This window comes from Zhengella sedimenti, from assembly GCF_046506625.1.
In the GTDB taxonomy this organism is placed as follows: domain Bacteria; phylum Pseudomonadota; class Alphaproteobacteria; order Rhizobiales; family Rhizobiaceae; genus Zhengella; species Zhengella sedimenti.
Map to the genome: position 1 here is coordinate 257,727 of NZ_JBKFFP010000006.1, position 22,914 is coordinate 280,640.

Genomic DNA, 22,914 nt, shown 5'->3' on the forward strand with positions numbered 1-22,914 from the left:
ATCAGGCCCCGGCGTTCAGCCGGCGGGCGAGGACGCGCGCCTGGTCGCGCGTCTCCGCCAGCATCATGAGCAGGGCCGGAAGCAGCATCGGCAGGTATGTGCGGCCGTCATGCAGCGGGAAAATCATGAACTTCAGCGCGATTGCCGCCATCGCCACGGCGATGAGCGCGGTGCGGCGCGTGCTGAAGCCGAGCCCGCCCGCTGCCAACAGGGCCCAGGCCGTGAGTCCGGCAATGTAGAGGCCGAGCCAGCTGTTCTCGAAGGCCGAGCGCACCAGGTTCCAGCCGAAAGCGACCACATAGACCTTCGCGGAAAAATCCGGCTGGAAGCCGTCCATGTTCTCCTGCATGTGATAGGTCGAGAACCACAGATGCGCCCACCAGCCCGGATGGTCCGACACCGACTGGATGCCCAGATAGGCGAGAACGCAGGCCATGAATGCGGCGGCCAGCATGGCGGCGCCTTGCTGCCGCCACAGCCAGAAGGCCGCAACGAGGCCCGCGACCAGCACGATCGAATCCGGCCTGACCGTCACGGCCAGGATCGCGGCGGCCGATGCCGCCGCCGTGCGTTGGCGGTCCAGCAAAAGGAGCGCGGCAGTCACCAGGGCGACATTGAGCAGATCCGGCGATTCCGCCATGGCCAGGGCCGGAAACCCGGCGACCATCAGCAGCGCGACGACCAGCGGCGCAAGGTTGAGCATGCGCACGGCCTGAAGCCACCACGCCAGCACAGCGAAGAGACCTGCGGCGGCAGCGATGTTGATGGCATAGGCCGCGTGCATGGCGCCGGTCATTGGCGCAATCCAGCGGATCATCTGCACATAGAGCCATTTCACCTCGTACATGCCGATCTGCGAGGCAAAGGCCAGCGCGTCGGTGAACTGGCGGTGGCGATAGGCATCGCCTTCCGCGAGCATGGCGAAGCGTTCCGGCGAGGTTTCCAGCCGGACCGCTTCCCACACCGCCGAATGCAGGGCCTGCGGCGTCGCGAAATCGCCTTTCCACGCGGCTGCAAGATAAGCGACCATGTCCCAGGCATGGACCGGCCTCAGCCAGCCGATGACCATGACCGTGGCGAAAAACCCGCCCAGGAGGGCGAGACCGAGCGCGGCGCCGTGGCGGACCCAGATCGCCCCGAGTCCGCGCAGCAGGGCGGACAGGAGGGCCAAGAGCGCCGGGCGCGGATCGGCCCGTCCGGGGACGCTCGAACCGCGTTCGGTCTCCAGCGCCATGGCTCAGCTCACCTGGCTCTTGATGAAATCCTTGACGATCCCGACCACGCCCCTGCCGAGCAGCTCGTCGAAACCCTCGATGAAGGCGTCGACATGCGTGCGGGTCGCGATCAGCGGCGGTTCAAGGCGGATCACATTGCGGTTGTATTCGGTAAAGGCGACCAGCGTATCGTGATCCTTGAGCAGCAAGGCGCCGATGAACCCTGACAGCGAGCCTTTCAGCTTGTCGTCGAGCATCGCCACCATGGGCCGCAAGACGGCCGGCAGCGTCTGGCTGAAATCCTGGAATTCGAGCCCGACCATGAAGCCCTTGCCGCGAACGTCCTTGATGATCTTGGGATATTTCGCCTGCAACCGCTTCAGTTCGGCGATCAGGTAATCCCCCGTGGAGGCCGCGTTGGCGATCAGGTCCTCCTCATAAAGCACATTCAGCGCCTCGATGGCCGTGACACAGGCTTCGCCGATACCGCCGAAGGTTGCCTGGGCGTGGATCATCGCCGTCTTGGGCGTGCCGTAGGCCTTCATGTAGATCTCACGCTTGGCGATCATCGCCGCCATCGCGGTCTTGCCGCCGCCGAGCGACTTTGCCAGCGCGGTGATGTCCGGAACCACGCCATAGTGTTCGAAGGCGTAGAAGCGCCCGGTGCGCCCGTAGCCGCACTGAACCTCGTCGGCAACCCAGATCACCTCGTAGCGGTCACACAATGCACGCAGTTCCTGCCAGTAACTGGCAGGCGCCTCGATGATGCCGCCGCCGCCCTGGATGGTTTCCAGCACGATGGAGCCGATTTCCGGGTCGGCCTTGAAGGCCGCTTCCACCGCATCGATGTCACCGAACGGCACGCGCACGGTGTTGTCGACGAGCCGGAATTCGCCGCGGTAGAGCTGTCCGTCGGTAATGCCGAGAACGCCCTTGGTCTTGCCGTGGAACGAGTTTTGCGCATAGACGACCTTGGGCCGCTTCGGCCCTGCCGCGCGTTCGGCCAGCTTGACCGCCGCCTCCATGGCTTCAGATCCCGACGAGCCGAAGAACACCATGTCCAGATCGCCCGGCGAGACGGCCGCCAGGTTGTGCGCCAGCGCGGCCGCGTATTGCGACATGAAGGCAATGGCGATCTCGTGCCGGTTCTCGTCCTGGAACTGCTTGCGCGCAGCAAGGATGCGCGGGTGGTTGTGGCCGAGCGCCAGCGAACCGAAGCCGCCGAAGAAGTCGAGGATCTTGCGGCCGTTCTGGTCGGTGTAATACATGCCCTCGGCGCGCTCCACCTTCACCTTGTGGAAGCCGAGCAGCTTCATGAAATGCATCTGGCCGGGGTTGATATGCGCCTTGAATTCCTCGGCCATGGTCGCAACGTCCATGGCCTTGGCATCGGCGACGCTCATCAGGTCAGGTCTTGCCAGCGACACCGGCGCAAGCTCCGGCGTGTTTGAAAGCGCGGTCTTTGCGGACGTTTCCTGCGGTTTCGTCATGACGGTCATCTGCGGGTTCTCCCCTTACTCGGCCGGTGCATGGGCGCCGGTCGCGGCGGCCTTGCCGTCGATCTTCGCGCGGTATTCGCTGTAGGCGGCATTGAGCATGTCCTCGTCGCGGTATTGCGGCACCCAGCCCAGGTCCCGCGCACCCTTCGACACGTCGAGAATGCATTCCTCGTCGGCGATCAGGTATTGCTCCGGGTCCATCAGCGGCATGTTCACAAGGTCGAGCAGGTCCAGTGTGCGCTTCACCGCCCATCCGGGCGTCGGCAGCAGGATGGACTTCGATCCCGCATGGCGGATCAGGTCGCCCAGCAGCTTGCGCACCGGCGGCGGGTTGAGCGAACCGAGATTGTAGGCCTCGTTCGGCACGCCCGCCTTCCATGCCAGGCGCGCCGCTTCCGCGCAGTCGAACACCGAGATGAACTGGTAGGGATTGCGCCCGGAACCGATCATCGGGACCGGCAGGTTGAGGTCGATCAGCCTGAACAGCTTCGACAGGATGCCGAGCCGTCCGGGACCGATGATCAGGCGCGGCCGGAACAGCGAGATGTTCATGCCCCGCTCGCGCCACTCATGCGCCACCAGTTCCGTCTTCCATTTCGAAAGCCCGTACTCGCCCAGCGGCGCGACGGGATGATCCTCCGTCATCGGCGTCTGAACGGTGTGCCCATAGATCATGTCGGTGGTGAAATGGACGAGGTTGGGTGCCCCTGCCCTGTCCATCGCCTCGATGATGTTGATCGTGCCGTGGTAGTTGACCGGGAAGAAGAAGTCGTGACGCTTCGCGCGCACCTGGATCGGCGACAGCATCTTTGCCGACAGGTTGTAGACCATGTCGTCGGCACGGATGCCAAGGTCGGTCAGGTCCTGGGGGTTCGTCACGTCGCACTGGACGAAGCGCGCCTGCGCATAGTGCGGCAGGTTCGACTTCACGATGTCGGCAACGATGACCTCCTCGCCGTCGGCGATCAGCTTGGGCGCCAGGTGGCGGCCGACAAAACCGTCACCGCCAATAATGATATGTCTCATCGGGTCAGCTCGCTTGTCTGGATGGTTGTCTGGTTTGCTTGCGCGATTTTTTCGGTGGGGCGTTCGCGCCCGCTCTGGGCGATCAGCACCGTGCCGATGCAGATGAACCCGATCCCGGCGATGCGCAGCGCATTCAGGTCCTCGCGGAAGACGTAATAGGCGAACACGGCCACCGCGACATAGGCCAGGCTCAGGAAGGGATAGGCGAAGGAAAGTTCCACCTTGGACAGCACGTACAGGTGCGAGGCCATGGATATGACGAACACGCACAGGCCGAAGAATATCCACGGGCTGAAGACGATCTGCAGCAGCTTCAGCACCGGATTGACCCCGGCAAACGATAATTCGCCAAGCTGCATCATGCCGTATTTCAGCATGAGCTGTGCTGCGGCATTGGTCATGACCGTAAACAGGATGAAGGGTATGTATTTCATGGTATGATCCCCGTCTGCTTCCCGTTTAGCAAAAGCTGAATAATATTTCGTGAATTCAATGACTTGTAAGATTCTATAGAATCTGTTTGCAAACTGTTCATCATCATTCCGCCGCCTCCCGTACCGAACCGGTTCGCGGCAGGCGCAGCGCGGTGCGCCGCCAGAAATCCGAGATGAAGGCAGGGTCCCGCATCGCTTCCAGGTCCTGCCATCCGGGAAACGACGCGGCGAAGGTCTCCGGCGCCATGCGGGCATCCTTGTAGGGGTTGACCGCGCCGCCCGCCTCCAGCGTGATCCGGTCAAGGTCATCCAGAAGCGCCAGCGTCGTGGCCCCGCGATTGGGGAAATCTAGCGTCAGCGTGTATCCGGGCCGCGCGAAGGACAGGATTCCCCGCGGCGCCATGGCTCCGAAACGCTTGAGCACCGTCAGGAACGATCCCTGTCCGGCATCGCGAGCAGCCTTGAGCAAGGCCGGCACCGTTTCCCGTGCCGCATCACAGGGAATGACGCTCTGGTGCTGGAAAAGCCCGTTCGGCCCGTAGAGCCTGTTCCAGTGTCCGACCGCGTCCAGTGGATAGAAGTAGGACCGCCAGCCGGTAATGTTCTCACGCCCTGCCTTGCGGGTCTGCGCTGCGCGGTAGGCACTGTTGAACAGCGCAAGGAACGGCCGGTTGAGAACCGTGAGCGGCGGCTGAAAGGGAACAGAAAGCCGCGGCCTGCGGATGGTGCCGTCCAGGTTGCCGTTGGCGGCGTGGTTTCCCGCAAGCAGCACGCCCCGCCCCGCCTTGCGGCCGCTGGCCATCTGGTCGATCCAGGCCACGGCATATTCGTTGCGCGCGTCCGCCTCTTCCGCCACCTCGAAATAGGCATCGAGCGAGGCGAATGGCGTTACCGTTTCGGCAATGTCGAGCGAGGCGACACGCATCATGCGGATGCGAGCGGTCAGGATCAGGCCGGTCAGGCCCATCCCGCCGATCGTGCCGCGAAAGAGGGCGGCATTTTCGTCGGCCGAGCACGTCAGCACACCGCGGTCGGAACGCACGAGAACCAGGCTCTCCACATGCGCGCCGAAGCTGCCGCGAAGGTGATGGTTCTTGCCATGAACGTCATTGGCGATGGCGCCGCCCAGCGTCACGAACTGGGTTCCCGGCGTGACCGGGAGAAACCATCCATGCGGCGCGCAATGGGCAATGATCTCGGCAAGCGTTGCGCCCGCCTCCGCTTCCAGCAAGCCGGACCCGGGATCGAAAGCGACGATCCGGGCCTGCGGCCGCATGGCAGCCAGAAGGCCGCTGTCATTGTGGCAGGTATCGCCATAGGAACGGCCATTGCCGAAGGCCAGCAAGCCGCCCGGCCCGGCCCCGCCCGAGTCGAGAAGCGCCTGCGCGGCCGCTGCGCCGATTGCGCGGCGACTGCTCTTGCGTATCCGGCCGAAACTCTGGAAATCCCCTGTCATGCCCATGGGCCGGCCCACACCGCGATGAGGAGCATCAATGCGCCGAGACCGGCCATCATCTGGCTGCGCCAGTCGCGCATGATGAACACGACAGGATCCTCGTGCATCTCGCCGCGCCGTGCGAGAACCCAGATGCGCAGGATGATGTAGAGAACCAGCGGCGCCAGCGGCCAGATCATCCAGGGCGTCGCATACATCGCCTTGACCGCATCGGAATCGATGTAGAGGGCCAGGACGAGCACGGCGGCGAAACCCGCGCCGAGTCCGGCCTGCGAGATGACCTCGAAATCCTCTCTTCGGTAGCCGCGTCCGGCCAGGCGCTTGCCCTCCTCGATGTCGGTATCCTTCAGTTCCACGAAGCGTTTCACCAGGGCGAGCGAAAGGAAGAAGAAGACGGAGAAGGCGAGCAGCCAGAAGGAAACGCCGGTGCCGGTGGCAGCGGCGCCAGCCAGGATTCGCACGGTATAAAGCCCGGCCAGCGTCAGCACGTCGATCAGCAGCATCCGCTTGAGCGCGAGCGAATAGGCCGTGGTGGCGATCAGGTAGCCACCGAGGACCAGCCAGAACAACGGATCGAGCAGGCTTGCCGCGCCCACGGCCACGGCAAGCAGCACGGCAACGGATTTCAGTCCGAAGGGTATCGAGAGCGCCCCGGACGCAAACGGCCGGTTGCGCTTCGTGGCATGCTGCCTGTCCAGCGGCAGGTCGAAGAAGTCATTGATTATGTAGATGGCGGATGCCGTCGCGGAAAAGGCCACAAAGGCAACGAGACACTGCAGCACCATCTCCGCGTTGAAATACTCGTGACTCAGGATGACCGGCACGGCGATCAGCGTGTTCTTGAGCCATTGGTGGACGCGCAGCATCTTGACGACCGTGCGCCAGCCGGTCTTCGGTTTCCCGATGAGGTCGGCATTGTGGTCACGCGCCCATTGCCCCGCTGCGCGGTCAGGCGCCACGACAATGGCCTGCCGCGCGGCATCGAAGATATGCAGGTCAGGCCGCGAATTGCCGGCATAGTCGAATCCGGCTTCGCCGTAGTTCTCGATCAGCAGTTTCCGCTTGCGCGCGGCGGTAAGATTGACGCCGTTTTCCGTGGCGTGAACGGCATCGAAAAGGCCGAGATGCGCCGCTATGGCCTCCGCGAAGGGCCGTGGCGACCCCGTGGCGAGAATGATCCTGCGTCCCCTGGTCCGCTCTTGGCGGATGCGCTCGACCACGGCCTGGCAGTAGGGCAGCGTGGCGGCGTCAAGAACCACGCGCGAGGCGATTTCCTGTTTCAGCCGCGCCGGCCCGCCCGAGGCGATCCAGAATGGCACCACGAAAAGATAAAGCGGATTCCGGCGCAGCAAGAGGAACAGGCCTTCCCACAGAAGGTCTGTCGCGATCAGAGTTCCGTCCAGATCAATTGCCAGCGGTATCGTGACCGCTTCGTTACGCGCATCCATGCCTTGTTCCCCGGAAGTCAGGTGCCGGAGAAGGACGCTACGTCGTTGTTCGTTAGATTGGCTTAATTTGCAGGCCGCCGGGACGGTCCAGGCCGTTGTTTCCGTCCCCACGGTCAACGGGCAGTTAACCGGAACGGGAAAATGCCGTCGACTGCGCCGGGCTTTTCCGCCCAACGCAATCGGGTGTCACGGACCCTTACTTGAAAACCGCCTTGCCGTTTGAAATCTCGATCGTCTCGTTGCCCTTGAGCGCCTCGCGGTCGCCATTGGGCATGGTCAGGAAACAGCCGTTCGGGCAGATCGACACCGTCTCGCCGGCGGCCACCGAGAGTTCACTCTTGCTGGCACCTTCCGAAACGATGAGCGTGCGCGTATCGCCATCCTTGTTTGTCAGGCTCGCGGCAAGGGCGGGAAACGCCGTGCCGGCAAGGAGGAGTGTCGCGATAATCAGTTTCTTCATTGTCCTGCGGCGCAAGGCCGTCCCTCTTTCGATTGAGCAGACCACTGCTCTTGGTCCCTGACAATAGATGTCGAACCTGAACGGCGGCTGAACGGCAAAACGGCGACCGGTCAGGCGGTCCCGCCCGGCTTGCCAGGATCTTCCGGCTCTTCGTCGGACTGCCGTCCCTTGGTGTCGCCGTTCTCCTGCTTCGGCCGCATCGCTTCGGCGACCGCGCGGATGTCGCCCGGCATGCCGGAGCGGATATGGATGTCCTGCTGCGGAAACGGAATCTCGATCCCGGCTTCCTTGAACGCGGCATGGATCGCCATGCGCAGGTCCGTTTCCACCGTCAGGATATCGAAGACATCGGCCATGTAGACCCTCAGCTCGAAATCCAGCGAGGACGCACCGAAGGCGGCGAAATAGACGACCGGCGGCGGATTGCGCAGCACCAGCCGGTGTTCCTCGGCGAGCCGCAGGAGGATATCCCGGACCTCGGCCGGGTCGCTGCTGTAGGACACGCCGACGGGGATGTCGACGCGCCCGAGGTGGTTGCGATGCGTCCGGTTGCCGACCGCCTGGTTGATGAGGTCGGAATTGGGCAGGATGATCGTCTGCCTCTGGAACGTCTCGATCTCGGTGGCCCGGACGGAGATCTTCTTCACCAGGCCCATATGCGGTCCGGCCTCGATCCAGTCACCGACCTTGAACGGACGTTCGGCCAGCAGGATCAGGCCGGAAACGAAGTTGGACACGATGGTCTGCAGGCCGAAACCGATGCCGAGCGAAAGAGCACCGGCGACGAGCGCGAGGTTCGACAGGTCGATGCCGGCGACGGATATGCCGATGAGGACAGCCAGCCCCACGCCGAGATAGCCGACAGCGGTGCGAATGGAGTTGCGCACCCCGGCATCGAAACGGCCGCGGCTTAGCACGTGACCGTCGAGCCAGCCCTGGAACCAGCGCGTGGCGAAATAGGCCAGCAGGAAGACGAGGACGCCGGTCAGGATGCCGACCAGCGAGAACGACACGTTGCCGACCGTGACTTCGGTCGCCAGCCGGTGCGCCCATGCCGTGATATCGGCATACTGGAAGCCCCATTGCAGCAGGATCATCGGCACGCCGATGAGGAGCACGAGAAAGTTGATGCCGAGACTTGCCACCAGACCCAACTGGTCAAGCGTGGTGCTGTCGCTGCGTCCCGTCCCCGACAGTGCGCGCCCGATGAGCGTGCGTTCGAAATTGCCTTCTTCCGCGATCGCCTGGGCGGCCTTGAAACCCAGATACATGGTGGACAGGATCGCGCCGGTGATGACCACCTGCTTGCCCAGGAACTGCGCGAAACCCACATAGCCGAGCAATGACGCGATGACCGTCAGCGCGCCGAGCCCGAAAAGCAGGATGCGGACGGGTGTCGGCCATGGTTTCGTCTTGCCGTCCGCAGACGTCGTCGGGTGGATGAAACCCGTGCCCAGGATGATGAGGCCGAGGAGGACTGTGGACGTCAGGCCTTTCGCCACGGTCAGGCTGAGCGGCGACATCATCACGTCGTTGATCGTGTTGAGGACGTAGTCCAGCCCGGTGATGAAAGCCATCGCGGTCGCGATCCAGTAGAGACGCAGCGCCGGTCTGCTGTCCACCGCGACGAGCCGCCAGGCTGGCATGGAGGGTTTCAGCACCGCGCGCGCCAGACGGTTCACGAAAAACACGACAGCCGCCATTTCGAAGACGGCGAACAGGATCCGGTCGATCCCCGAGCGCAGGACCTGGAAGGTGTCCAGAAGGAAATAGGTTGCCCCGAGGAAGACCCAGAATGCCAGTGCCGGCAGAAGCGTCGACCAGAACGCCGTTGAAAGGCGGGCCAGATAACCCGGATCCTCGATGGCCGGATCGGGCCGGATGACGCGTCCGAAAACCCGCCGGCCACCGATCATCAGCACCGCCGCGCACAGCAGCGCCAGGAAGGTCGCCGCCAGCACGGAGGGCGCCTTGAACGTCGTCACGAAGCGCAGCCAGTTGGAAAAGGTCCACCAGAGTTGCTGCAACTCGGTCTCGAAATCCTCGATCGTCTGTCCGATCAGCCCGTAATTGATCTCGTAGCGGCGGGTCAGCGCCTGGGTGAAGAGATCCCGCCGGATCGTGTTGATCCTGTCAGCAAGCCGGTTGGCCGAAAGGGAACTGTTTTCCGCGCGGCCCAACAGGTCGTTGATGGCCGCCTTTTCCTCCAGCAGCCGGTTGCGTTCCTCGGTCACACTCGCCGGTTCCGGCGGCTGGCCGTCGGAGGGTGGCTGGCCAAGCTGTTCCAGCCTTGCGTTGATCTCCGACAGCCGGGGCCTGAAGGAGATGGATTCGTTGAGCAGGCTGCGGGCGGCCTCTTCGGCTTTCAGCTGCAACTGGACAAGCGAATTGTCGTTTTCCTTGACTGCATCGATCGATGCATTCAGGTCCTCCACCGAATTGATCAGGCCTTCGATGACCGGACGTTTCTCGGAAAGGATGCCGTTGTCACTGCCTTGCGCAAGGACAGTCCCGCCGCCCGCGGCCAGCATGAACACGGCAACGAGGGCAAGAAAGGATAGACGGAAGGCTGTCCGATAGATCGTCGACGGCATTTGCCCCCCGTAACCCGTGTGACTAGTCCAGGAAGACCGTCCAGTCTTCCAGAGGCGCCCGTTCCGTCCGCAACCGGTTCTCGGGCTTCTGTTCGTCCTCGTACCCCAGTGCGATGCCGCAGACAACGACCTCGTTGTCCGGAATGCCGAGCAAGGGCCGGATCTGCTTGTGATAGGGCGCGAACGCCGCCTGCGGACAGGTATGCAGCCCCCTGCCCCGTGCCGCGATCATGATGTTTTCAATGAACATGCCGAGATCGAGCCAGGAACCGCGCTCAAGCCTGCGATCGATCGTCACGATCATGCCGACGGGCGCATCGAAGAAGGTGAAATTGCGGTCGTGCTGGGCGCGCATCTTCTCCACGTCCCTGCGGCCGATGCCGAGCAGGCCGTAAAGCGCGAAGCCGACGGTGCGCCGGCGGGTGAGATAGGGCTCGAAGAACTGGTCGGGATAGTACTTGTACTCGTCCCACTCCGCCTTCTCCGCACGGATTCCGGAATTGAGGATCGCATCGGACAGCGCCTGCTTCGTCCGCCCTGTCGTGACGTAAACTTTCCAGGGCTGCATGTTCGTGCCCGATGGTGCGCGCGCCGACACCTCGAGGATTTCCCTGACCGTCTCTTCCGGAACGGCGTCGGGCAGGAAGGCCCGGACCGAGCGTCGCGACGCAATCGCGCTGTCGACGACCGCTGTCTCATCGACCGTCAGTTTCTGGCGCTGCGGTGCATTCATCGGCTGGACTCTCCATTTCAAAACCGGACGCCTGGCAAGCAGATTGCCGGACTCGCCTTCTTTTCTCACATGATTGCCCGCATCCCGCAATCGCAACCGAAAGTGAAATGCGAAAAGACGCGATGAGGAGTGCGGCCCGGCCGGAGCGCTCCGTCACCGCACCTGAGCGTTGTCACGGCCGGCGCAGGTCGATCTGCGCTGTCGCCTCGATCTCGACAAGCGCCTCGTCTTCGACAAGCCCCGCCACCACGATCATCGACATGGCCGGAAAATGACGCCCGAACACATCGCGATAAGCCGCGCCGACCTCCGCCTGCCGATCAAGATACTCCCTCTTGTCGATCACGTACCAGGTCAGGCGCGTGACATCAGCGGCCACGCCCCCCGCCGCCTCGACGATCTCGACGATATTGGCGAGCGCCTGGCGCATCTGTCCGACGAAATCGTGCGACACGAACCGCTTGTCCGCGTCCCAGCCGATCTGTCCCCCGATATAGAGCGTGCCGTCCCGTGTCAGCATGCCGTTGGCATAGCCCTTGGCAGGCAGCCAGGACTCCGGCTGTATCGTGCGATGGGTCACGCGTCTTCCTCCGTCCGTTCACGGTCCGGTCTTTCCCGGTCCGGTTTCATGTCACCCGCGACATCACATTGTATCGCGGATCACGCCACACGCCCTTTTCGAAGACGTCCGCCATGATTGTGACGGCCTTGTCGACGTCGGCCCTGTCGAGATAGAGCGGCGTGAACCCGAAGCGCATGATGCCGGGCGCCCGGTAGTCGCCAATGACGCCGTGATCGATCAGCGCCTGCATCGCCGCATAGCCATGCTCGAAAGCGAAGGAAACCTGCGAACCGCGCTCCTGCCAGCGGCGCGGCGAAGCCAGCTTCAGGTGCGGGCAAGATGCCTCGACCCCGGCGATGAACCGCTCGCTCAGCTCCACGGAAGCAGCGCGGATATCATGCATGTCCACCCCCTCCCAAATGTCGAGCGCCGCATCGAGCACCGACAACTGGATCACCGGCGGCGTCCCGATCCTCAACCGTTCGGTGGACATGGCCGGGCGGTAGTCACGCTCCATGGCGAACGGCGATTCATGGCCCATCCAGCCCGACAGGGCCGGGGCGATATTTTCCACGATATCGGGGCGGGCATAGATGAATGCCGGGGCTCCCGGCCCTCCGTTGAGATACTTGTAGGTGCACCCGACGGCGAATTCCGCCTTGCATCGCCCGACATCCAGGGGCACGGCACCGGCGCTGTGCGCCAGGTCCCAGATCATCACTGCCCCCGCGTCATGCGCGGCCTTCGTCAGCGCATCCATGTCATGCATGCGGCCTGTCCGATAATCGACATGGGTGAGCATCACCGCCGCAACATCGCCGTCGATCCGGGACATCACCTCTTCGGGAGGAGGCGCCACAACCCTGTGCCCCCGGTCGATCAGGGCGGCAAGCCCGTCCGCCATGTAGAGATCGGTCGGGAAATTGCCGGAATCGGACAGGATGACCTTGCGGCCCGGCCGCATCGAAAGCGCCGCGGCCAGGGCCTGGTACACCTTGATGGACAGCGTGTCTCCGGTGGCCACGCTGCCGGCCGGTGCTCCGACCAACGCTGCGATCCGGTCGCCGACGCGCTGGGGAAGCGACATCCAGCCGGACTGGTTCCAGGCACGGATGAGCTGTCCGCCCCATTCCTCCGTAATCACGGTGCGGGCCCTGGCTGCGGCTGCCCGCGGCAACGCGCCGAGTGAATTCCCGTCCAGGTAGATGATCCCGTCCGGTAGATCGAAAAGGTCCTTGCGAGGCAGCATCGGTCCTACAACTCTCCCCTCACCTGCCAGAGCTCCGGAAACAGCTCGACCGCGAGCATGCGCCGGAGATACTGAACGCCTGACGTTCCGCCCGTGCCCCGCCTGAAACCGATCACCCGTTCCACCGTCGTGACGTGATTGAAGCGCCAGCGCCGGAAATAGTCTTCCAGATCGACCAGTTTTTCACCCAGTTCGTAAAGGGTCCAGAACGTCCGCGTATCGGCGTAGACCTGCTTCCACCGGGCCCGGATCACCGGATTGGCGCGGTGTGGTGAAGCCAGATCGGGAACGGGCATGTGGCGGGTATCGCCGTCGATCGTCGTGAAAAGCAGTTCAACGGCCTCGTGATAGAAGCTTGGCCGTGCGAGTTCGTTTGTCAGCAAGGAATGGATGTCCGGCAGATGCTCATGCGGCTTGAGCATGTTCGCGTTACGGTTTCCAAGGACATACTCGATCATCCGGTACTGGTATGACTGGAAGCCGGACGAGCTGCCGAGACTTTCGCGGAACCGCGTATAGTCGGATGGCGTCATCGTCCGCAGCACGTCCCAGGCATTGTTCAATTGCTCGAAGATCCGGCTGACCCGCGCGAGCATCTTGAACATGGGCTGGATCTGGCGCTTGCGAAGCGCGGCCCGCGCTGCCGAAAGCTCGTGGATCGCCAGCTTCATCCACAATTCGCTCGTTTGGTGCTGGATGATGAACAGCATCTCGTCATGCGCATCGCTCAGCGGATGCTGCTGTCCCAGCACCGTGTCGAGATGCAGGTAGTCGCCATAGGACATGACCCCGTCGAACGCCATTCGTGCGCCATCGCCGGCCGGATCGAACGGTTCGCCGCTCATTGCTGCTCCCTCAGACGGAACCGCTGGATCTTGCCGCTTTCGGTTTTCGGCAAGGCCTTGGTGAAGACGATGGAGCGCGGATACTTGTAGGGCGCGATGGTCGCTTTCACATGATCCTGCAGGGTCTTGGCAAGGGCTTCGCCCGCCTCGGCCGCAGCGGCCGGCACCACATGCGCCTGCACGATCAGGCCGCGTTCCTCGTCGGGAACGCCGATCACCGCGCATTCGGCAACGGAAGGATGGGACAGCAATGCCGCCTCCACTTCCGGCCCGGCGATGTTGTAGCCGGCGCTGATGATCATGTCGTCATTGCGGGCGGCGAAGTGGAAGTAACCGTCCTCGTCCATGCTGAAGGCGTCACCCGTGACGTTCCAGCCGTCCTGCACATAGTCCTTCTGCCGCTCCCCGCGCAGGTAGCGGCAGCCGGTCGGCCCGCGCACCGCAAGCCTGCCGATGACACCGGGCCCGACAGCCGCACCATCCGGTCCGATCACCTTCGCCTGATAGCCGGTGACCGGCTTGCCGGTGCATGCCGGCTTGTGATCGCCAAACCGGTTGCTGATGAAGATGTGGAGGAGTTCCGTCGAGCCGATACCGTCGAGCATCGGCTTGCCGGTCTTTTCCATCCATTCCCGGTATATGGGCGCGGGCAACGTGTCTCCGGCCGAGACCGCCGCGCGCAGCGAGGACAGGTCCGCACCGGCATCCATCGCCCGCAGCATCGCGCGATAGGCCGTCGGCGCGGTAAAGCAGACGGTGGCGCGGTATTTTTCGATGATCTCGATCATGTTCGGCGGCGTCGCGCTTTCCAGCAGCGTGGCGGCCGCGCCGAACCGCAGCGGAAAGATCGCCAGGCCGCCAAGCCCGAAGGTGAAGGCCAGCGGCGGCGAACCGACGAAGACGTCTTCGGACGTCACCGACAGGACCTCGCGGGCATAACCGTCCGCGATGATCAGCAGATCGCGATGGAAATGCATGGTTCCCTTCGGCTCGCCGGTGGAGCCGGAGGTGAAACCGATCAGGGCGACATCGTCACGCGCTGTCGCGACCACGTCGAACTGCACCGGCTTTTCCAGGGCAAGCCGGTCGAGTTCGGCATCATGGTTGGACGTGCCGTCGAATCCGGTCACGGATTTGAGGAACGGATTGTCCTTGGCGCAGGCGTTCATTTCATCCATCAGCCGCGTGTCGCACAGCGCATGGGAAACCTCGGCCTTCTCGACATACTTGCGAAGTTCCGCGGCGCGCAGCATCGGCATCGTGTTGACGACGACCGCGCCCGCCTTTGTGGCCGCGAGCCAGCACGCCACCATGGCCGGGTTGTTGGCCGAGCGGATCAGCACACGGTTGCCCGGCCTGATCCCCAGGTCCTCCACCAGCGCATGCGCGAGGCGATTGGTCCAGTCCGCCAGTTCCTTGTAGGTTCGCCGGCGGCCATTGCCGATCAGCGCCGTATGGTCTCCGAAGCCCTTCGCCACCATGGCATCGGTGAGTTCATAGGCCGCGTTGAGCCGCTCCGGATAATCGAAGCCGTCGAGCAGCAGGTCCGGCCAATCCTCCGGCGGGGGGAGGTTGTCGCGTGCGAACGTGTCCACATGACCGGAGTGTCCAAGCATTTCAGCCTCCTCCCTTTGCGCCCGGCGCCCCGTCGAGCGTCTGGCGGGCGATGATGATGCGCTGCACGTCCGTGGCGCCCTCATAGATGCGCAAGGCCCGGATCTCGCGGTAAAGCCGCTCGACGATGTGTCCCGACTTCACGCCATCACCGCCGTGAAGCTGGACGGCGGTATCTATGGTCTTCTGCGCCTGTTCGGTCGCGAACAGCTTTGCCATGGCCGCTTCGCGGCTGATGCGGGCCGCGCCACTGTCCTTGGCCCATGCCGCGCGATAGACAAGCAGCGCGCTGGCATCGACATCCAGCGCCATGTCGGCGATGTGGCCCTGCACCATCTGCAACGCCGCCAGCGGCGTTCCCATGACCTGCCTCTGGCCAACGCGCGCCACTGCCTCGTCGAGGGCCCGGCGCGCGAAACCCAGCGCCGCCGCGGCGACGCTGGAACGGAAGACGTCCAGCACGGACATTGCAATGCGGAACCCCTGCCCCGGCGCCCCGATCATCGCGTCGGCGGGCACACGGCATCCGGAAAACCGCAAGCGGGCAAGCGGATGCGGCGCGATGGTCTCCAGCCGTTCCACGATCTCCAGTCCCGGCTGGTCCGCCGGAACGATGAAGGCGGACAATCCCTTCGCGCCGGGCGCTTCACCCGTGCGCGCAAACACCGTGTAGACATCCGCGATCCCGCCGTTGGATATCCACGTCTTCTCGCCGTCCAGGACATAGTCGTTTCCGTCGCGGACAGCCGTCATGGCGGAGGCGGCGACATCCGACCCCGATTGCGGTTCGGTCAGGGCGAAGGCGGATATGGCCTTTCCGGCCCGTGTCAGCGTCAGCCACGCGTTCTTCTGTTCAGGCGTCCCGAACAGGGAAATGGCGCCTGTCCCCAGGCCCTGCATGGCAAAGGCGAAATCCGCCAGTCCGTCATGGCGCGCCAGCGTTTCGCGCAGGATGCAGATCGAGCGCACGTCGAGCGGCGCGCTTCCGCCGGGGTCAACCGCCGAGTGCCGCAGCAGGCCGGCCTCGCCGAGCGCGGCGACAAGATGGCGGCATGCCCGGTCCGCGTCGCCATGGTCGATGCCGGCAAGATGTCCAGCGGCCCACGCATCGGCCTCGGCTGCCAGTTGTCTGTGGCGGTCCTCGAAGAAGGGCCAGTCGAGAAAGCTCCTGTCAGCCATCAGTTGCCCTCGAAGACCGGTTTTTCCTTCGCCACGAAGGCGTTGTAGGCACGGTGGAAGTCCTGCCCCTGCATGCAGATCGCCTGCGCCTGGGCCTCGGCTTCGATGGCCTGTTCCAGGCTCATGTTCCACTCCTGGGCCAGCATGGTCTTCGTCATGGAATTGGCAAAGGCAGGCCCGGCGGCGATGCGGGCCGCGATGTCGCCCGCCGTCTGCATGAGTTGTTCAGCGGGCACGACCTGGTTGAAGAAACCCCATCGCTCGCCTTCATCCGCACTCATCGACCGACCGAGATAGAGCAGTTCGGCGGCCCGTCCCTGCCCGATGATCCTGGGAAGGATGGCGCAGGCGCCCATGTCGCAGCCGGCAAGGCCCACCCGGTTGAACAAAAAGGCGACCTTCGCGGCGGGCGTGGCAATGCGCAGGTCCGACGCCATGGCGATGATCGCGCCGGCCCCGGCACAGACACCGTCCACGGCAGCAATCACCGGCTTTCCGCACCCGATCATCGCCTTGACCAGGTCCCCTGTCATCCGCGTGAAGGCCAGCAACTCCTTCATGTTCATCTTGGTCAGCGGCCCGATGATCTCGTGCACGTCGCCGCCGGAACTGAAATTGCCGCCATTCGGGCCGAACACCACCGCCTTGACCGCGTCGTCGTAGTGCAGGTCGCGGAACCAGTCGCGCAATTCGGCATAGCTGTCGAAGGTCAACGGATTCTTCCGTTCAGGCCTGTCCAGCGAAAGGATGGCCACGCCGTCCCTGATTTCGCAGCGGAAATGCTTCACGTCATGTCGCATCCTGTCTTTGCTCCTCCAGCATTTCGGAGAGATGGTCGAGGCCGCGTATCATGCCCTCGACATCGCCGGCATCGAGGCCGGACAGCATCCCGTCGATCCATGTTTCGTGAACGGCAGCCTGCTCTGCGAAGACCGTGCGTCCCCTGGGCGTCAGGCAGACGCGGCTGGCCCGCCGGTCGCCCGGAACCGCCACCCGCAGGGTCAGGCCTTCCTCGGTCAGCTTGTCGACAATCCCGGTGATATTGCCGTTGGACACACGCAAACGCCGGGAAATCTCGCTCATCTTCAGTCCGTCGGGCGAGCGGGCCAGCGCCGACATGACATCGAACCTTGGCAGTGTGGAATCGAAGTCGCGGCGCAACCGGCGGCGGATTTCGTCCTCCACGAGGCGGCTTGCCTTCAGCAGCTTGAGCCAGAGCCTCAGACGCTCCTTGGAAAGAGGCTTCGCCGGAGCGCCGGCGGGCTGTACTCCCGTCATGCCCCGCCTCCCGAAATCACCAGCCCTTGCCCGTTGACCATTCCGGCGGCCGACGAGGCAAGATACCGGACAGCAGCCGCGACGTCGCGCGGCGGGATCAGCCGGTCCGCCCGGCTGCCGCCGAAGACCCTGGTTTCAGCCGCCTCGCGGGAGATGCCGAAACGCTTCATGACCCCTTCCACGGCCTGATCGGCCATGGGCGTGTCGACCCAGCCGGGACAGACGGCGTTGCAGGTGATGCCGGACCGCTCGACCTCGAGCGCAAGGGAGCGCACCAGCCCCATCACGCCATGCTTGGCTGCACTGTAGGCCGCCACATTGGCTTCGCCATGCAGTCCGGAAACGGAGGAAATGGCAATGAGCCTCCCGCCGGGCCTCATGCCCTGCAGCGCTTCGCGGAAGGTCAGGAAGACGCCCGTCAGCGTGACCGCAAGGGTTGAATTCCAGAGGTCCAGCGTCGTATGGGCGACCTTCGCCGCGCGACCGATTCCCGCATTGGCCAGGACCACGTCGAAGGGCTGGTCGAAGAGCGCCTTGACGGCCTGTTCGTCGGTCACGTCGGCCACCCGGCAATCCATGCCAAGCCCTCCGTCGGTCTCCTTCAGCGCCTCCATGTGCCGGCCGGCAATGACCACCTTGTCGCCGGCTTCGGCGAAATCGCGGGCAACGGCCCGCCCGATCCCGCTTCCCCCGCCTGTTACGAGAACTCGTCTCATGCCCGTATCGTCTCCGCTTCACGGTCGGCGAGCCGCCAGGCCTGGTCCCGTCCCGCCAGATAAGGTTCCGGCCAGTCCTGCCGCCGGTCGCCGATCCGGGCCGCCTCGTGCAGCGTCCAGTAGGGATCGGCAAGGTGCGGGCGCCCGATGGCCACCAGGTCGGCGCGGCCCGCCATCAGGATGGAATTGGCGTGATCGGCCTCGTAGATATTGCCGACGGCCATGGTGCGAAGGCCGGCCTCATTGCGGATGCGGTCGGAAAACGGCGTCTGGAACATCCGTCCGTACACCGGCCGCGCCAGCACGGATGTCTGCCCGGCCGAAACGTCGATCAGGTCGGCACTGGCGCCATGAAAGGCGCGGGCGATCTCGACGGCGTCGGCCGGCGTGATGCCGCTCTCGCCAACCCAGTCGTTCGCCGAGATGCGGACCGACATCGGCTTGTGGTCCGGCCAGACCTCCCGCATGGCGGCAAAGACCTCCAGGGGAAACCGCAAGCGGTTGGCAAGACTGCCGCCATACGCATCGCTGCGCTGGTTCGACAGCGGCGAGATGAAGGACGAGATGAGATATCCATGCGCCGCATGAAGTTCGATCATGTCGAAACCGGCCCGATCCGCCATCCGCGCGGAGGAGGCGAATTCGCCGATGACCTGGTCCATGTCCTCGCGGGTCATCTCGCGCGGCACGCCGTTGCGATCCGACCAGGGGATGGCCGATGCCGACATCGTTTCCCAGTTTCCGGACGCCAGCGGCGCGTCCATGTCCTGCCAGCCCAACTGGGTTGATCCCTTGCGGCCCGAATGGCCGATCTGGCAACAGATCTTCGCCTGGGTTTCGCCGTGGACGAAGTCCGTCAGCCGCTTCCAGGCCGTTTCGTGCTCGGGCGCATAGAGGCCGGGGCAACTCGGCGTGATCCGGCCCGCAGCGCTGACACAGGTCATTTCGGTAAAGACGAGGCCTGCGCCGCCCTTGGCCCGCTCGCCGTAATGAACGAGATGCCAGTCGGTCGGTGTCCCGTTCACGGCCTTGTATTGCGCCATCGGCGACACGACGATGCGGTTCTGCAACGCCATGTCCCGCAGCTTCATCGGCGCGAACATCGGTGCCCGCACCGGCGCGTCCGGCTTCACGCCCGCCTGGCTCTGGAACCAGCGTTCGGCGCTTTCGAGCCAGCGAGGGTCCCGCAAGCGCAGGTTCTCGTGACTGATGCGCTGCGAGCGCGTCAGCAGGGAGTAGTTGAACTGGACCGGATCGAGATCCAGATACCGCTCGACCTGCTCGAACCATTCCAGGGAATTGCGCGCCGCCGATTGCAGGCGAAGGACCTCCAGGCGCCGCTCCGCCTGGTACCTTTCGAACGCCGCGTGCATGGTCGGTTCCGAATGCAGGAAATCGGCGAGCGAAATGGCGCTGTCGAAGGCAAGCCGGGAGCCGGAGCCGATGGAAAAATGGGCCGTCGCGGCCGCGTCACCCATCAGCACGACATTGCCGTGATGCCACTTTTCGCAGATCACCCTGGGAAAGTTCATCCACACCGCCGAACCGCGCAGATGCGCCGCGTTGGACATCAGGTCATGGCCGCCCAGATGGGCCTCGAAGATCCGCCGGCAGGTCTCGACGGTTTCTTCCTTGGTCATACCGGCGAAACCCCACCGGTCCCAGGTATCCTGCTGGCATTCGACAATGAATGTCGCGGTGTTTTCGTCGAACTGGTAGACATGCGCCCAGACCCAGCCATGCTCGGTCTTTTCGAAGATGAAGGTGAACGCGTCATCGAATTTCTGGTGCGTCCCCAGCCAGACGAACTTGCATTCGCGCACGTCGATACTGGGCTTGAAATGCGCCGCGTATTCCTTGCGGACCCTGGAATTGATCCCGTCGCAGGCGACGACAAGGTCGAACTCCTTGCGGAATTCCTCCGCCCCCTCGAACTCCGTCTCGAATCGCATCTCGATGCCGAGTTCCCGCGCGCGCTGTTGCAGGATCACGAGCGTCTGCCGGCGCCCGATGCCGGCGAAGCCATGCCCGCCCGACACTGTCCTAGTCCCCTTGTGGATGACCGCGATGTCATCCCAATAGGCGAAGTGCCTGCGGATGGCTTGCGCGCTGTCCGGGTCGTTCGCCTCCAGCCGCTCCAGCGCATCGTCGGAGAGGACCACGCCCCAGCCGAACGTGTCGTTGGCCCTGTTGCGCTCCACCACGACCACCTCGTGGGAAGGGTCGCGCACCTTCATCGAGATCGCGAAATAGAGACCCGCCGGTCCGCCGCCCAGACATGCAATCCGCATGGCGTTTCCTCCTGGATCGCGAGAGCGGCGAGCCGGACAAGGCTGACCGCATTCCACGAACGCTAGCCGGTCAATCAGGATATTTCAAGCTTGCATATTTGATATTTGGATTTTATCGTTTTCCCTGTCCAGCGGGAGGAAAACAGCATGGCGTGGGGGTGCGGTCAGCCGGTTCATCGTGCAGTCCTGAAACGTGGCCATGAAACAACCGGGCAACCGGCCCGGGGCCGCGATGCCAATGACCTGGCCCGCGAGCGGGAACCGGCGGCATCAAGGTCATGCCGATGATCGACATCACCGGCATCGACTGGGAAGATGCCTTCACCAATGCCGTTCACATTCCCGGCGGCATGGACTATCCCGCGCGCTGGGCTGAACAGGCGCAGGCTTTCCGTCAGCAAACCGGAGGCCGGCTTGATCTTCCCTACGGTCCCGGACCACGCGAGCGCATGGATATCTTCCTGCCCGGCGGCACTCCGCGCGGGCTTGCCGTCTTCATCCATGGCGGCTTCTGGCTGGCCTTCGACAAGTCGGGCTGGTCGCATCTTGCAGGCGGTGCCATCGCGCATGGCTGGGCAGTGGTTCTTCCAAGCTACACGCTTGCGCCGGAAGCCCGGATCGGCGCGATCACGCGGCAGACAGGCCGCGCGATTGCCGCGGCGGCCGGGCTGGTCGACGGTCCGATAAGGCTCGCTGGGCACTCCGCGGGCGGCCACCTGGTCACCCGGATGGTGTGCGAGGACAGTCCCCTGCCGGGAAGCGTTGCAGCCCGGATCGAGCGGGTTGCATCCATCAGCGGCGTCCATGATCTGCGCCCGCTGCAATGCCATTCCATGAACGAAAATTTGCGCCTAACCGCCAGCGAGGCGGCCACCGAAAGCCCTGCCCTTCACCGCCGGCGCGCCGATGTTGACGTAGTCGCCTGGGTGGGAGCCGCAGAGCGGCCTGAATTCCTGCGCCAATCGGCGCTCTTGTGTGAATCCTGGAGCACGCCCGAAGCGCCGGTCCACCTCGTGGCCGAACCGTCACGCCATCATTTCAATGTCATAGACGGTCTTTGTGATCCTGATCATGAGCTGACCCGTTTTCTGGCGGGGCCCAAGGCACAGGGGCCCTGCGATTGACCGGCGCAACCGGGCTCCGGTGCAGCCTGTTCAGGGCCGTGAACCGGCAGCCGTTTCGGTTTGCCGTTACGGAAAAACATGCTAGCGAGATGGAAAAGGACCCCCGGCCAGGATCGAGTATTCTACCCGAAACAAGGAGATCGTCATGTTCCGCAGAACGTTTCTGAGCACCGCCGCCGCAATGACCTGTCTGGCCATGCTGGGTGCGGGCCCGGCCGCAGCCGAGCCCAAGACCATTGCCATCGCCAATTTTGGCGAGCATCCGCAGCTGAACGCGGTCGCCGAAGGCTTCAAGGCCGAAATCCTCGCCTCCGGCATGGCCGAGGGAAGCGACGTGGTCTTCACGCTCGATCACGTGAATTTCGACACGACGCTCCTGCCCCAGATGATCTCGAAGATCGAGGCGACCAAACCCGCGCTGATCCTGTCGATCACCACGCCGGTCTCCCAGAATATCAAGAACCAGCTTGGCGGCAAGGGCATCCCGGTCGTCTTCTCCGCCGTGACGGACCCGGTTGCCGCCGGTCTCGTGCCATCCTGGGAATCCGGTGACGCCAACATGACCGGCGCAAGCGATGCGCTCGACATCAACGCCACCCTTGCCTTTGCCCGCAAGCTTCTGCCCGACGCCAAGGTTTTCGGCGTTCCCTACAATCCGGGCGAGGCCAACGACGTGGCAACGCTCGATCTCTTCAAGAAGCACGGGGCCGAGAACGGTTTCGAGATCGTCGAGATCGGCATCGACAACACGAACGACATCCAGGCCCGCATCACCGCCGCGGCCGGCCGGGTCGATGTGCTCTACGGCCCCGCCTCCAACATGATCCAGCCTGCCATCTCCGCCGTGGCCGCCGCCGCCAATGAAGCGAAAATTCCTCTCATCAACTCCGATGAGGGTCCGGTTCGCGAAGGCATCATTCCCGCCGCCTTCGCGGTTTCCTACGACAAGATCGGCCATATCGCCGGCGCCATCGCGGTGCGCGCACTCAAGGGCGAGGACCTGTCGGCCATCGCGCCGGTAAGCCCGGCCTATGAGGATCACGGCATCACCATTTCACGCAAGGCGATGGAAGCAATCGGCCTTTCGATTCCCGCCAGCTTCGACGGCTGCAACTGCATCGTCGACTGAGCCGGGGACACCAGATGCCGCGGCGGCCCGAGCCGGGCCGCCCGGCGCATCCGGAGGACCGAC

General features: G+C 64.0%; 20 protein-coding genes. 2 read left to right on the forward strand and 18 right to left on the reverse strand.

The window, feature by feature from the left end:
* Position 1 precedes the first annotated feature (1 nt).
* The 18 genes from ACLB6G_RS17040 to ACLB6G_RS17125 all read right to left on the reverse strand — a co-directional run bounded on the left by ACLB6G_RS17040 (position 2) and on the right by ACLB6G_RS17125 (position 20,598).
* Positions 2 to 1,234 carry a hypothetical protein gene (locus ACLB6G_RS17040; protein WP_410357408.1) on the reverse strand — a complete coding sequence of 411 codons (1,233 nt, stop codon included), beginning with the start codon at positions 1,232 to 1,234 and terminating at the stop codon, positions 2 to 4.
* A gap of 3 nt (positions 1,235 to 1,237) precedes the next feature.
* A complete protein-coding gene (locus ACLB6G_RS17045) occupies positions 1,238 to 2,617 on the reverse strand; it encodes an aspartate aminotransferase family protein (protein WP_410357449.1) in 1,380 nt (459 codons plus the stop codon).
* 111 nt (positions 2,618 to 2,728) lie between these two features.
* Positions 2,729 to 3,739 (reverse strand): NAD-dependent epimerase/dehydratase family protein, encoded by a 1,011-nt coding sequence (locus tag ACLB6G_RS17050; protein WP_410357409.1) that lies wholly within the window; start codon positions 3,737 to 3,739, stop codon positions 2,729 to 2,731.
* Positions 3,736 to 4,173 carry a DMT family transporter gene (locus ACLB6G_RS17055; protein ID WP_410357410.1) on the reverse strand — a complete coding sequence of 146 codons (438 nt, stop codon included), beginning with the start codon at positions 4,171 to 4,173 and terminating at the stop codon, positions 3,736 to 3,738. Before ACLB6G_RS17055 ends, ACLB6G_RS17050 begins: the two co-directional genes overlap by 4 nt.
* A gap of 103 nt (positions 4,174 to 4,276) precedes the next feature.
* The gene (locus ACLB6G_RS17060) at positions 4,277 to 5,629 is read right to left on the reverse strand and encodes an FAD-binding oxidoreductase (protein ID WP_410357450.1); all 1,353 of its coding nucleotides are present in this window, start codon (positions 5,627 to 5,629) and stop codon (positions 4,277 to 4,279) included.
* Positions 5,626 to 7,077: a UbiA family prenyltransferase gene (locus ACLB6G_RS17065; RefSeq protein ID WP_410357411.1), complete on the reverse strand. Its 1,452-nt coding sequence runs from the start codon at positions 7,075 to 7,077 to the stop codon at positions 5,626 to 5,628. Before ACLB6G_RS17065 ends, ACLB6G_RS17060 begins: the two co-directional genes overlap by 4 nt.
* Positions 7,078 to 7,273: 196 nt before the next feature.
* Positions 7,274 to 7,537 carry a hypothetical protein gene (locus ACLB6G_RS17070; RefSeq protein WP_410357412.1) on the reverse strand — a complete coding sequence of 88 codons (264 nt, stop codon included), beginning with the start codon at positions 7,535 to 7,537 and terminating at the stop codon, positions 7,274 to 7,276.
* Between the two features lie 110 nt (positions 7,538 to 7,647).
* A complete protein-coding gene (locus ACLB6G_RS17075; RefSeq protein WP_410357413.1) occupies positions 7,648 to 10,131 on the reverse strand; it encodes a mechanosensitive ion channel domain-containing protein in 2,484 nt (827 codons plus the stop codon).
* A gap of 22 nt (positions 10,132 to 10,153) precedes the next feature.
* A complete protein-coding gene (locus ACLB6G_RS17080) occupies positions 10,154 to 10,864 on the reverse strand; it encodes a nitroreductase (RefSeq protein WP_410357414.1) in 711 nt (236 codons plus the stop codon).
* Between the two features lie 172 nt (positions 10,865 to 11,036).
* Positions 11,037 to 11,444, reverse strand: a complete 408-nt coding sequence (locus tag ACLB6G_RS17085; protein WP_410357415.1) for a RidA family protein — start codon at positions 11,442 to 11,444, stop codon at positions 11,037 to 11,039.
* 46 nt (positions 11,445 to 11,490) lie between these two features.
* Entirely contained in the window at positions 11,491 to 12,675 is a 1,185-nt protein-coding gene (gene kynU, locus ACLB6G_RS17090; RefSeq protein WP_410357416.1) for a kynureninase, read from the reverse strand.
* A gap of 5 nt (positions 12,676 to 12,680) precedes the next feature.
* Entirely contained in the window at positions 12,681 to 13,520 is an 840-nt protein-coding gene (locus ACLB6G_RS17095) for a tryptophan 2,3-dioxygenase (RefSeq protein ID WP_410357417.1), read from the reverse strand.
* On the reverse strand, positions 13,517 to 15,136 hold the full coding sequence (locus ACLB6G_RS17100; protein ID WP_410357418.1) for an AMP-binding protein: 1,620 nt from the start codon (positions 15,134 to 15,136) through the stop codon (positions 13,517 to 13,519). Before ACLB6G_RS17100 ends, ACLB6G_RS17095 begins: the two co-directional genes overlap by 4 nt.
* Position 15,137: 1 nt before the next feature.
* Entirely contained in the window at positions 15,138 to 16,313 is a 1,176-nt protein-coding gene (locus ACLB6G_RS17105; RefSeq protein WP_410357419.1) for an acyl-CoA dehydrogenase family protein, read from the reverse strand.
* A complete protein-coding gene (locus tag ACLB6G_RS17110) occupies positions 16,313 to 17,113 on the reverse strand; it encodes an enoyl-CoA hydratase family protein (RefSeq protein ID WP_410357420.1) in 801 nt (266 codons plus the stop codon). Before ACLB6G_RS17110 ends, ACLB6G_RS17105 begins: the two co-directional genes overlap by 1 nt.
* Entirely contained in the window at positions 17,103 to 17,591 is a 489-nt protein-coding gene (locus ACLB6G_RS17115) for a MarR family winged helix-turn-helix transcriptional regulator (RefSeq protein WP_410357421.1), read from the reverse strand. The genes ACLB6G_RS17110 and ACLB6G_RS17115 overlap by 11 nt, the downstream gene beginning before the upstream one ends.
* The gene (locus ACLB6G_RS17120) at positions 17,588 to 18,307 is read right to left on the reverse strand and encodes an SDR family NAD(P)-dependent oxidoreductase (RefSeq protein WP_410357422.1); all 720 of its coding nucleotides are present in this window, start codon (positions 18,305 to 18,307) and stop codon (positions 17,588 to 17,590) included. Before ACLB6G_RS17120 ends, ACLB6G_RS17115 begins: the two co-directional genes overlap by 4 nt.
* Positions 18,304 to 20,598 (reverse strand): bifunctional salicylyl-CoA 5-hydroxylase/oxidoreductase, encoded by a 2,295-nt coding sequence (locus ACLB6G_RS17125; protein WP_410357423.1) that lies wholly within the window; start codon positions 20,596 to 20,598, stop codon positions 18,304 to 18,306. Before ACLB6G_RS17125 ends, ACLB6G_RS17120 begins: the two co-directional genes overlap by 4 nt.
* Before the next feature lie 284 nt (positions 20,599 to 20,882).
* Between ACLB6G_RS17125 and ACLB6G_RS17130 the strand changes: the two genes are divergently transcribed.
* Both ACLB6G_RS17130 and ACLB6G_RS17135 read left to right on the forward strand, forming a co-directional pair.
* A complete protein-coding gene (locus tag ACLB6G_RS17130) occupies positions 20,883 to 21,722 on the forward strand; it encodes an alpha/beta hydrolase (protein ID WP_410357424.1) in 840 nt (279 codons plus the stop codon).
* Positions 21,723 to 21,867: 145 nt separating this feature from the next.
* Positions 21,868 to 22,851, forward strand: coding sequence for an ABC transporter substrate-binding protein (locus ACLB6G_RS17135; RefSeq protein WP_410357425.1), 984 nt, complete (start codon positions 21,868 to 21,870; stop codon positions 22,849 to 22,851).
* Positions 22,852 to 22,914: the final 63 nt, after the last annotated feature.